7 protein-coding genes are annotated in these 12,038 nt (G+C 39.9%); all 7 read right to left on the reverse strand.

Annotation, left to right across the window (positions count from 1 at the left end; all coding sequences use genetic code 11):
* Positions 1-18: 18 nt before the first annotated feature.
* The 7 genes from ACNR9Q_RS16910 to ACNR9Q_RS16940 all read right to left on the reverse strand — a co-directional run bounded on the left by ACNR9Q_RS16910 (position 19) and on the right by ACNR9Q_RS16940 (position 12,029).
* Positions 19-1,422 (reverse strand): efflux transporter outer membrane subunit, encoded by a 1,404-nt coding sequence (locus ACNR9Q_RS16910; RefSeq protein ID WP_419212399.1) that lies wholly within the window; start codon positions 1,420-1,422, stop codon positions 19-21.
* Positions 1,423-1,426: 4 nt separating this feature from the next.
* Positions 1,427-4,573: an efflux RND transporter permease subunit gene (locus ACNR9Q_RS16915; RefSeq protein WP_419212400.1), complete on the reverse strand. Its 3,147-nt coding sequence runs from the start codon at positions 4,571-4,573 to the stop codon at positions 1,427-1,429.
* Between the two features lie 30 nt (positions 4,574-4,603).
* A complete protein-coding gene (locus ACNR9Q_RS16920) occupies positions 4,604-5,725 on the reverse strand; it encodes an efflux RND transporter periplasmic adaptor subunit (protein ID WP_419212401.1) in 1,122 nt (373 codons plus the stop codon).
* 23 nt (positions 5,726-5,748) lie between these two features.
* Positions 5,749-6,231 carry a GbsR/MarR family transcriptional regulator gene (locus tag ACNR9Q_RS16925; RefSeq protein ID WP_419212402.1) on the reverse strand — a complete coding sequence of 161 codons (483 nt, stop codon included), beginning with the start codon at positions 6,229-6,231 and terminating at the stop codon, positions 5,749-5,751.
* 1,465 nt (positions 6,232-7,696) lie between these two features.
* Positions 7,697-9,121: a Gfo/Idh/MocA family protein gene (locus tag ACNR9Q_RS16930; protein ID WP_419212403.1), complete on the reverse strand. Its 1,425-nt coding sequence runs from the start codon at positions 9,119-9,121 to the stop codon at positions 7,697-7,699.
* Between the two features lie 10 nt (positions 9,122-9,131).
* On the reverse strand, positions 9,132-9,938 hold the full coding sequence (locus ACNR9Q_RS16935) for a 3-keto-disaccharide hydrolase (RefSeq protein ID WP_419212404.1): 807 nt from the start codon (positions 9,936-9,938) through the stop codon (positions 9,132-9,134).
* A 330-nt stretch (positions 9,939-10,268) separates the two neighbouring features.
* Positions 10,269-12,029 (reverse strand): RagB/SusD family nutrient uptake outer membrane protein, encoded by a 1,761-nt coding sequence (locus ACNR9Q_RS16940; protein ID WP_419212405.1) that lies wholly within the window; start codon positions 12,027-12,029, stop codon positions 10,269-10,271.
* Positions 12,030-12,038: the final 9 nt, after the last annotated feature.

The following is a 12,038-nucleotide window of genomic DNA, read 5'->3' on the forward strand; positions in this document are numbered from 1 at the left end:
ACATATCCCAATAAAACTTTATTGCCAACCCCCTCCTAAGGCCTGGTATAAATCTACTATAGCTTGTAATTTTGCATTTTTGCTATCGGTCAAGTCCAAATTCGTGTTAAGCGTATTTTCTCTGGCATTGAGAACTTCTATATAATTAGCCAAACCATTATCTAAAAGTTCTTTGGAATATTCCAGTGCCAAATTATAGGCTTCAAATTCCTTTTTCTTGACCTTCATTTTTTCGGTTGCCGCTTGGTACGTATACAATGCATCCGAAACTTCTTTAGATGCCGTTAAAAGAGCCTGCTTAAAATTTAACTTTGCTTGTTCTTGCTGTGCTTGTGACACCTCATATTGTGTCCTTATTTTACGTCCGTTGAAAATTGGCTGTGTAAGTCCGCCAACAATGGTCGTGAATAACGAAGTGGAATCGAACAAGAGGTCAAAATCTAAACTTTGCAAACCTCCGTTCGCCGTTAAGGTCAACGAAGGGTAAAAATTACTTCTTGCTACGTTTGTCAGTTCAAAAGAGTTCAACAAGGCATATTCAGCAGCGATGACATCTGGTCTATTCGACAATAGTTCATAAGGGATTCCAGTTTTTAATGGTGTCGAAATCGTTTGTTCAGACAGACTACTACGAACAACTTCCCTAGGCTCCCCTCCTAATAAAATAGCTAATGAATTTTCTAAAAGATGCGCTGAATTCCTCAAATCGATAAGAAGGGCTTCAGCGGTATACAGTTGGGCTTCGGTCTGTTTCACACCTACTTCGGTCACATTACCTGCATCTTTTAGGGCTTGAGTGGTTTCCAATCCGCTTTCGCGGGTAGCTATCGTCATTTCGGTTATTTCTATCTGCTCATCTAAACTCAACAATTGATAGTAGAGCGATGCAATATTGGCAACAAGCGTACTTTTAACGGCCTTATGTGCCGCAACAGATTGCAAATACGTAGCTTCATAAGCACGTTTATTACTTCTGATTTTCCCCCAAATATCGGCTTCCCAAGAGAGACCTCCACTTAATTGGTATTGATCCAATTTACTGAACTGTCTTCCAAACTGACTATTCGAAGAAAGCTCGTTGTGTGTGTATTGAGCTGTAGCATTCAACGTTGGAAGGTATCCAGCTTTTCCCTGCTTTAAATAGGCTTCAGAAATTAAAATTTGCTGAATGGCCTTTCTTATATCTATATTATTTTCTAAACCTTCTTCAATATAACCTTGAAGTATTGGGTCCGTAAAAAGTTCTTTCCAAGATACAGAGGCCAAGGATACACTATCTTTTTGTAAGGAATCCGTCCTAAAATAGTTTGCGTTCAGCAATTCATTCTCAGGACGCTCATATGTTTTTGCTGAAAAACATGATGCCAACAACAATGGTAAAACCGCTACTCCAACGAATTTTATAACTCTATATAATTTCATACTTCTACGATTCTTGAACAGTTTCTAATTCATCCACTTGTGACGTACCACTTATCTTTTCCTGCAACCATTGGAAGAAAATAAACAGAATAGGGATTACAAAAACTCCCGTTATGGTACCTATCAATAACCCCCCTACGGCACCGGTTCCTATAGACCTATTACCTTCGGCTCCTACCCCGTTGGCCAAAACTAACGGCATCAATCCGAGTATAAAAGCAAAAGACGTCATAAGGATGGGTCGTAAACGTGATTCAGCCCCTTGTAAAGCGGCATCCAAGATACTCATACCCTCCTTCCTTCGCTGCAAAGCGAATTCTACAATCAATATGGCATTCTTGGCCAACAGCCCTACCAACATAATCAAGGCGATTTGGAAATAAATGTTATTCTCCAATCCTGCGAATTGCGTCGTGACATACGCCCCGAAAACACCGAGTGGTAGCGATAATAGTACTGAAAAAGGAATCAAATAGCTTTCATATTGCGCCGCCAATAAAAAATAGACGAACAATAACGACAATAGGAATATAGTAGTGGTCTGATCACCTGCACTTACCTCTTCCCTAGTCAAACCTGAATAGGCAACCGAAAAAGTTGATGGTAATGAGGTTGCTACTTCTTCTACTGCTTTTATGGCATCTCCTGAACTAAACCCTGGATTGGTCGCAGCCGTAATTTTGGTTGAATTAAAAAGATTGAACCGCGTTACGGACTGTGGCCCATAAACCTTTGTTAATGTAATTAACTCGGTGATTGGGGTCATATCCCCATTCTCAGTTCGAACGAACATCTGATCTAAATTATCGACATCCGCTCGATCCTCTGGAAGCGCCTGTACATACACCCGATATTGCTTACCAAAGCGTGAGAAATCTGCTGCAAAAATACTTCCAATATACCCCTGTAGTGTTGTAAAAATACTGCTAACAGCTACTCCTAACTCCTTCGCACGTGGCACATTAATCTCCAATTCATACTGTGGGTATCCTGTATTAAACGAAGACTGTGCATACTGTATTTCTGGTCTTTGTGTCAAATTGGCGATGAATTCATTCTTTGTTTTATCCAAATCGGCAAAACTGCCACTAGCACGGTCCAATAAATTCAATTCTACACCAGAAGAATTTCCAAACCCGGGAATACTAGGGGGCGCAAAGAATATAATGTTCGCTTCAGGTATCGTGGCGGCGATTCCAAACAATTTACCAGTTATGGTCTGTATGGAAACTGAATCAGCAGTTCTCTCATCCCAATCCTGCAAACGGATAAAACCTAAACCATAATTACTGCCGGCCCCTCCCAAAAAGCTACGACCTTCAATAACCGAGCCTTCCAAAACCCCCGGTATATCTTTGAATTTATTATATAATTGCTGATTTACCTCACGTGTTCGATCAATAGATGATCCGGGTGGCAATTCTGTATTTATAAATATAAGTCCTCTGTCCTCATCGGGCACGAACCCGGTCTTTACGGCACCTGAAGACCACCAAATACCAACAACGGCCAAAAGAAGTATCACAACCGTGACCCATTTATTCCGATATAAAAAATGGACTGCGCGACCATATTTCTTGGTAGTGGCTTTAAAACCGGCATTGAACGCATCAAAAAATCGCTGTATAAAGTTTTTGCTTTTCTCATGTTCATCTTTATGAGGTTTCAGCAACAATGCACATAATGCGGGACTTAACGTAAGTGCGTTCAATGCAGAAATCATGATTGCCACAATCAATGTGATTCCAAATTGTTCGTAGAAAACTCCGGTCGGACCCTGCACAAAGGTTACGGGGATAAATACCGCAGCCATGACCAACGTTATGGAAATAATCGCTCCGGATATTTCAGTCATCGCCGTTACGGTAGCTTTCTTTGCGTCTTTGGCTCCTTCATCCAGTTTTGCATGCACCGCTTCTACCACAACAATGGCATCATCGACTACAATACCGATGGCCAATACCAATGCGAATAAGGTCAAAAGGTTTATTGAATACCCGAAAAGATTCAAAAAGAAGAAGGTTCCGATAATAGAAACGGGCACCGCAATTGCGGGAATTAAAGTTGACCTAAAATCCTGTAAAAAAATGAATACCACCAAGAACACTAATAAAAAGGCCTCGACCAACGTACTTACCACTTTTTCAATGGATGCATTCAAAAAGTTATTGGTACTGTAAGGAACAAAAATCTCAATACCAGCTGGTAAATCCTTCTTAATCTGATCTAATTTATCTTCAATTTCAAGAATGATATCACGTGCATTGGAGCCTTTGGTTTGAAATATCCCCATGTTTACCGCAGGGTGGCCAGCAGTCATTGAGCTTGCCGCATAGGATTGTGCCCCCAACTCAATATCGGCTATATCGGCCAATCTTAAGAATCTACCATTGGGCAAAGCTTTGACGACAATATCACTATACTGCTCCTCCGTTTTAAAACGGCCGCCGTATTTAATCACATAACTAAAGGCTTGGCCATCATTCTCACCCAAAGAACCGGCTGCCGCTTCGAGACTCTGCTCTTTCAGAACTGCCACCACATCTGAAGGTATTAAGCCATAAGAAGCCAATTTTTCGGGCTGTAACCAGATACGCATGGCATAATCCTTGGATCCGAACACGTTTACATTACCAACCCCGTTTACCCTTTGAATTTCTGGAATTACGTTAATCTTGAGGTAATTTTGAACAAAGGTCTCATCATAATCAGGATTACTACTGTAAAACGATATGAACATCAAGGCACTTGTTTGCTGTTTTTGGGTGGTCACACCGGTCTGTATGACCGCCTGGGGTAAAAGGGAATTAGCCCTGGCGACACGGTTTTGAACGTTTACTGCAGCAATATCAGGATCAACGTCTTGGTCAAAAAACACTTCTATCGAAGCTGTACCGCTGTTCGTAGCCGTTGAGGTCAGGTAGGTCATACCTTCGACCCCGTTGATTTGTTCCTCTAAGGGAATAATCACACTTTCCAAAATGGTTTCAGCATTAGCCCCAGGATAGGTGGCACTAACATTGATGGTTGGTGGTGCAATATCAGGATATTGGGTTATAGGTAGGGTGGTTAATCCTAACATACCCAAAATCACAATAATAATGGATATTACCGTAGATAATACTGGACGTTCAATAAACTTCTTAAGCATAAACTATAGTTTTTTTTAAGGACTCAGCGACTATCTGAATAATTTTTGAATTGGTTTGGCGATACTGTCAAAGGGAACAGGTTTCGGAATAATTTTAGTGTCGCCACTTAACTTATTAACCCCTACTGCCACGATCTGGTCTCCTTTTTTTATGCCATCCGATACTAAATAAAGATTACCTACTTCATTGGTGATTTTCAACGTGGTGGCTACTGCGGTACTGTCGGCATTAACTTTGTAGACGTATATACTTCCTTGTCTCTGGAATGTACTTTCCTTCGGAACAACAACGATATCCTCGTACTTTTTTGGTATCTCTATTTTACCGCTGTTCCCGTTCGTAAGAATTCTTGCAGGATTCTCAAACTTTGCCCTGAACGTTATAGCTCCCGTAGCTTCGTCAACTTGTGAGTTAATGGTCTCTATAGTTCCTTCCTCGCTATAAGTACGGCCGTTGGCCAAGATAAGTTTAACCTTGGGTAGGTTCTTAATTTTATCGGAAATATCTTCACCCTCCGTATCCTGGATAAAATCAAGATAATCTTTTTCGTTCATTGAAAAATAAGCAAATACTTGGCTGATATCGGCAACCGTAGTTAAGGGTTGTTGGTTTGTAGGGCTTACCAAAGCACCCCTTCTGTACCGAACCGAACCCACATAACCATCTACAGGACTTTTTATTGCTCCATAATTAATGTTTGCATTGATGGAATTATAGCTGCTTTGTGCTTGCTGCAGTTTCGCTTTCGCGGTTTCCAATTGTACATTGCTTATGATATCCTTCTCCACCAACGGCTTTAGTTTATTTACCTCCACTTGTGCGGCATTCACATTTGCGTTTGCTGCAGCAGCGTCTTGGGAAAGGGATTGTGTTTCCAATTTGAACAAGGTCTCCCCTTTTCTAACTTTTTGTCCTTCATCTACCAGAACTTCTGTAATGTAACCGGAAATTTTGGCGCGTACTTCGCTATTTACGATACCCTCTATACTTGCTGGGTAACTTGTAAAGGAAGTTATATCTTGTGTAGGAACGGTCGTGACCTGAAAAGGCCTAGGTCCATTTCGCATTGGACCCTGATTTTTACTCCCTTCCCCACAAGAAATAAAGAGGATAATCGGAGATAGTAATATGATAAATTTCAATTTGTTCATTTTGAAAGGATGGTTTAATTTAATTAGTCTCTTTTTAATGTCTTTATTTCGTTCAATGTCTTTTCTAAAGTTTTCTTTTCGGTCTCCAAATAGGTTTGGAACGTTTTACCAATGGCAATTCGCCTTTCAGAGATTTGATGGTTATTGTTCCTATTGAAATCATTGATTTTTTGTACCATTTCTAACTCTTTGGATATGGCTTCAAAATGTTCGTTCAGCATATTTTTGATGTAGCTACCCGAACTTCTGAAATACCGCTTCCTGTTTCCCGTTTTGGTAAAGAATTCAATGAACTTTAGTGAAATCAACAAATTGAGGTTTGTAGAAATAGAACTCTTACTTGCTTGGGTAATTTCAATGAAATCGTCAAAAGAATACCCATCGTCAGAAGACAGCACCAAAATGGCATAAATTCTCGCTGCTAATGGTGGAAGTTTATGACGGTCTTGAAAAAAGATACCCAGTACCTCCACTAAATTTTTTTTCTCTTGGGAACAAATACTCATTTCAAAAATTTGAACTGCAAAACTAATCGTTTAGTTCGGTAAGTTCCGAACTAAACGATTTAAAAAAATGTTAATTCCATTTTCCTTTATTTGAACATACATATTTTATGATTTTAGTAATATTCATTGCTATTGTTTACTGAAATTACTTTTTCTAAAATCTCCAATGAATGGACTTCACCTGGTTGTTTTTAAGGGGAGAACTCCTTTTTTAGGATTAGCTTAAAGACTATACGTCAACTTTCTCTTAAAAAGAGTCGTAAAAAATGCATCTAGATTAGAGGTGGTTTTCATTGCTAGTGAACCGCGGAGGGTTTCAACTTTTCTTACGTGGTAGAAGTAGTGTCATTACTTTGTCGATTTAAGTATCACCAATCATTACATGTCAAGCAACACAATCAGATACAGTTGTTATAAAGGCATTAGACGATAAATTAAACTTCTAATCTGAATTCATAAAGATTTATTTTTACGCAACACCACAAATAAATTGGACCAGGTCTTTTGAAAACTGCTTGACCCTTCTTAATTTATTGCTTTATCATCTTATGATTCGACTATCATTCCAGACACGCTTTGCTTTATGTTTCAATTCACGGCCTGAACAATTGACGCATGCGTTTTATTACTTTTAAAATTTAGAAAACCTTCCCCATCAGAAATTTGAGATTATTATATATATTCCCTTTTCATAGTAACACGTTTCTATGCAGAATCCTCTCATTTTTTACGAACCTCAACGATTTCCTACTAATATTGACTACATCACGTTTTATCCTGAAAATTTTAAGCTAAATACGTACCAACTCACTAGGGCCTAAAAACTCAAAATAAATTAAGACGAAACCAATCTTCAATAGCTATATAAATATTCAGACTTCAAAAAATGCTTTCTAAGGTATTGCTCATTTTAGTCCATCCAGAAGAATATTTATGCAATTTTGTCCTTTCCTGTTCTATGTGAATAAATCTCCCCGAGGTATTGGAGGCCAAAGTACAGCATGGATCCGGCGAACTATTTATAAACCTGCCTTGGGTATTGCAAATCTCCTTAATCGTGTACAACTTGTATCAATATGGGCAATTTAAAGGCTAAAGTGTTATCCTCTTTAAAAAGGGCATTCTTAGTAAGCACAGCATAGTCTATATCTGATACCTCAACAACATCACGTGAATCTTTAGGTTTTTTCACAATCTTGTTAAATATTTCAAATAGCTATCCTTTCGTCAATTTTGAAGGATTCTTCATTAGAACCTCCTCCCCGTTATTTATTGAAATTTCCTGTTCGTCAAATTATTCACATCCCACATATATCGGTCATTATTCTCTATCAAGAATGTGCACATGGATATTTGTGACCCATTCTGAAAAAAGGCTACATAACTTGAAACATACTGCTATTCATTTTTTGCATTTGGATGCAAACCTTACTTAACCAACATTTGGACGCCCGCAACTATCTTATTAAAAATTACGATAATCGCCTGCCAAATATTGGTTGGCTTTCTCCTCTTCAAATTGGGCCGTTTCTGCATTCCAATGCAAAGTTTCGCCTGGAAAACGACCAGCAATGGTACCCAACAGAATAGTTTCGGTCAATCTGGCCCCATAATCGAAAGGAGCACTCGTGGTATCCTTGCCTAAACATGCATCTACAAATTGATGGTAATGCTTAGGTCCCTCGGAGGCATAGTTTCGGATAGGCTCTCCCAAATGATGCTCCTCGGAAACTTTGGCAATTTCATCAGAAATGTCCACATATTTACCATTTCGAATTTTCTTAGGCAATTGCATAAAGTGAGGCAGCAGCAAACGTCCTTTGGTGCCAACGAACATAGCTCCTTGTTCCGGTAATTCGTTTTCACCTGCTACTCCTGCGTCCAAGGAAATGCTATTTTCCTCACTTTTGTCCGCATATTCTTTATCTTTTTGTATTTCCATACCTGGCAACAAGAGGTCTTCGTTCATTTCTGGGGCGCCAGGGCCATCGTACCAAATCCATTTAAGGGATTTGCCCGTGTATTGAGTGCCCGGAAATTCATAAGTCACCGTATTTTTTTCTGGAAAACCAAATCCGTTAGTAGTTCGGCATTTTGTCATGATGGTTCTGGGCACATCTAGTTCTAATGCATTGTAAGGGGTATCAAAAATATGGACTCCCATATCGCCCAAGGTACCGCAGCCGTAATCCATCAATTTTCTCCAATTTCCAGGATGGTACATGCCATTTTTATAAGGTCTTTCTTTAGAGGTTCCCAACCAAAGATTCCAATCCAATTGGTCCGGTACAGGGTCTTCGCCTTGGGGCAACGGTCCATCGTATCCCCAGTTCTTGGGAGACCACGCATGCACAGTATGTACTTTGCCAATAATGCCGGATTGGATTAAAAGTGTGGCCAATTTATAATCATAAAACGAGTGCACCTGAATACCCATTTGTGTGACCAAGCCTTTTTCAGCAGCGACCTTTTTCATTTCCCGTGATTCAGAAACATAGTGGGTCAATGGCTTTTGACAATATACAGGTTTGTTCATGTTCATCGCCATTAATGAGGCCGGGGCGTGTGTATGGTCTGGAGTGGAAACGATAACGGCATCTATTTCGTCTCCCATTTCATCTAACATGGCACGGTAATCAAAAAAAATACGTGCACCAGGATGCAATTTATGGGCCGCAGATAGGTTGATGGCATCCACATCACAGAGTGCGACCACTTCAACGGCACCATGCGATGATATGGCCTCTAAATCTGCCATGCCCATATTGCCAACACCAATGTGCGCTGTTCTAAGCCTATCTTTAAACAAACCTGTCTTTAAAATGGAGGGAACTAACATAAGACCAAGGGTCCCGGCACTACTCTTTTTGATAAATTCTCTTTTGTTCATGGTCTGGAGTTTATAATTTTTTAATTTTTATATTCCTGAACCAAATAGGACTTGCATGGTCTTGCAAAGCAATATACCCCGTTTTATATTTTCCGTAATCGGGGGCGTTGTCCCATTTTCCTGAGGCTTTTTTGGCGTACCATTCTTCGGACCAAGGAACGAACTCCAATAATTTTTTTCCATTGAGCCAGTGCTCCACTTTCTCTGGAGTGAATACAATTTTAGAAGAGTTCCATTCACCTACGGGATTTAATTGCTTTTGTGATTCATCCGCAACATGCATGGCATAATCGGCCCCCGTTTTCTGCCAATCTTGGAGCTGTTCAGGGTGTTCGGAACCAAATTGTGAATTATAGCCCTTTAAGTCGTGAATGTCTGCGTAGTTCATGTCATCGATGATTTGATATTCGGGAGCGGTCTCAGGTGGACCGTCATAACCTTCCTTTACATGATAAAAAATGCCACTGTTTGCCCCTTCGGGAATTTTCCATTCTAGATAGAGTTCAAAATTGTCGAATTCTTCGGCTCCATAAATAATATCCTTTCCACCTTTATAATTCTGCTCCAGACCCAATTTTGTATCAAAGGTGAGGATGCTGTCCTTAATCGTCCATCCAGGGGGGAGGGAATCCATATTATATCCGCGCCACCCCTCCAAGCTGGCACCATCAAAAAGGTAGGTCCATTCCGATACTTTTTCTTCGGTCTCTGCCGTTGTTGTTTCATCTTTTTTGCTGGATATATCTTTGCACGAGCCCAATAAAAACATTATTGACAGTGCCAGAACCAACTCTTGACGTACTGTATTAAAATTCATTTGTTTAATTGTATTATATGGTTGTTAAAAATTTATGTGGTTTGATAATCTATTTCGGTATAAGCTCATTTTTATAGGAATTACCATCACTTGAACTATGTCATTCTATACATGTGGTCCATGCAATGGTTGGTTACTTTAAGGGAATATTTTACTTTGATTAACTAGTAAGTACCCCTTAAAATTCCGGGAAAGGAATAACAAACTACCCTGTCTCTATCTATTTTGCCTGTAAATTGAGCGACGAACTTTATATAAAGGCTATGGATATATGTTTTGAAGCATATAGAGGTCCATAGCCTTCCTTCTAATTCAAATAAAAGTCCAAGCTTAATTTAATGTAGGATCAAAAGACCCTCCCCATCCTTCATTCTGTTCCAATTGTGGATTTCTATTTAGTACATCAGCTTGAATAGGGAAAAAATAATAAGTATCCGGAAGCGAGCTCTGTTTTACTCCTGAAAGGGGCACTTGCAAAGTTGAATATTTAAAATCCGCTTCAACCAGTTCATAGTCGTCCGCCAAATTCCGGGCCGTGCTTATAGCCATCTCGCTACCATCAGGATTAAGGGCAATAGCCTCCACACCGTGTTTTGTTGTACCATCAAGCCGGTCTAACATTCTCAACCTCCTCAAGTCCCAAAAGCGATGTCCTTCAAAACAAAATTCAATATTTCGCTCCGCCAATATGGCTTCTCTAATCTCTACTCTGGTACTGGCAGAAATTCCAAAATTACCATCGATACCAGCCTCTATTCCTGCTCTTTCCCTGATCTGTCTTAAAATGTTCAGAGCAACGGCAGAATTACCTGTTTCATTGGCCGTTTCGGCATAGTTAAGCATTACCTCTGCAAAACGCATAAGTACGTAGTCAACATCGTATTGCTCTACTTCTGCCTGTGTTAGGTTCAGAAGACTGTTTTTTTGTATAAAGAATCCTGTGTAACGGTCTAAATTGGTAGAATTTGTGTTAGCGTTAGGATTGATTCCAAAGTCATCCAATTCATTGGCGATACCCAGTGCCGTGTATTGTCTTTTCCCCGACTTCCCTGAGACCTCATACGTTTTACCATTCCATACGATAGATTTGTTAAATCTCGGATCTCGGTTTTCCCAATAATTTTGAAGAAATTCCTCGTCCGTCATCGTATAGGCCCCTGTTGGGTCGTTATATAGACGTCCGTCCTTCATTGGAAATTGCTTTACGAATTCCCATGTTGGACAAGCGTTGGCCGCACCCCTACTTTCCGATCCAGGGCGTACACCGCTATCCCAAGAGGCGGTTTTATTAGGGTAACTATTGATAACTGAAAAGACTACTTCATTGTTCCTTTCTTCTAGGGCAATGTTAGCATAATCGTCTACCAATCCATATCCGTGTTCCATAAGGGTCTCATACGCTTTTTGGTTTACAGCGTTGGCTTCAGTCCAATATGCGTTGTCCCATGGCTGGGAAGGATTGAATTGTGGAGAAGCTTTATACAACAAGACTTTGGCCTTAAAGGCTAATGCAAAATCGGCATCTACCCTTCCATATTCATCTGACCCCGTTCCAATACTTTCGGGTAGCAATTCAATGGCCCTATCCAAATCTTCCTCAATAAAGGAGAAACATTCTTGGGTAGAATTCCTGGGTACATAAAGATCGTCTTCATACCTATCTTGTGGAACTTTAATATAAGGTACGCCACCATGGTACATGACCATGTCAAAATAAGTATAGGCACGCATAAAGAGTGCTTCACCGGTAATCTTATCTTTGATTTCCTGAGGAAGTGTTCCACTTTCCACATCTACAATAGCTTGGTTGATGAGTCGAATTCGGGAATAATCCCAATTCTTAAAATTCTCATTGGAAATGGTGACCCGGTTAGGATACCATTCTATACCGGCAAGTTGCTGACTTAATCTATCACTGCCGGCGTTCCAATTACCGAACATCGGATATAAATTGATCATATACGCATTAGCCAGGTTTTCATCATTCCAGACAGATTCAGGACTATAATGGTTTATATCCTCGATATCAAGGACATCGGAGCAGCTTGTAAAAAAAACAAAAAGTCCAAATATGTATATTATTTTTTTCATGTTTCTATC

The organism is Maribacter sp. X9, from assembly GCF_048537565.1.
Taxonomy (GTDB): domain Bacteria; phylum Bacteroidota; class Bacteroidia; order Flavobacteriales; family Flavobacteriaceae; genus Maribacter.

Coding starts and splice junctions, on each gene's coding strand:
- ACNR9Q_RS16930 (WP_419212403.1), bottom strand. CDS start 9,121: ATGAACAAAAGAGAATTTATCAAAAAGAGTAGTGCCGGGACCCTTGGT.
- ACNR9Q_RS16915 (WP_419212400.1), bottom strand. CDS start 4,573: ATGCTTAAGAAGTTTATTGAACGTCCAGTATTATCTACGGTAATATCC.
- ACNR9Q_RS16935 (WP_419212404.1), bottom strand. CDS start 9,938: ATGAATTTTAATACAGTACGTCAAGAGTTGGTTCTGGCACTGTCAATA.
- ACNR9Q_RS16920 (WP_419212401.1), bottom strand. CDS start 5,725: ATGAACAAATTGAAATTTATCATATTACTATCTCCGATTATCCTCTTT.
- ACNR9Q_RS16910 (WP_419212399.1), bottom strand. CDS start 1,422: ATGAAATTATATAGAGTTATAAAATTCGTTGGAGTAGCGGTTTTACCA.
- ACNR9Q_RS16925 (WP_419212402.1), bottom strand. CDS start 6,231: ATGAGTATTTGTTCCCAAGAGAAAAAAAATTTAGTGGAGGTACTGGGT.
- ACNR9Q_RS16940 (WP_419212405.1), bottom strand. CDS start 12,029: ATGAAAAAAATAATATACATATTTGGACTTTTTGTTTTTTTTACAAGC.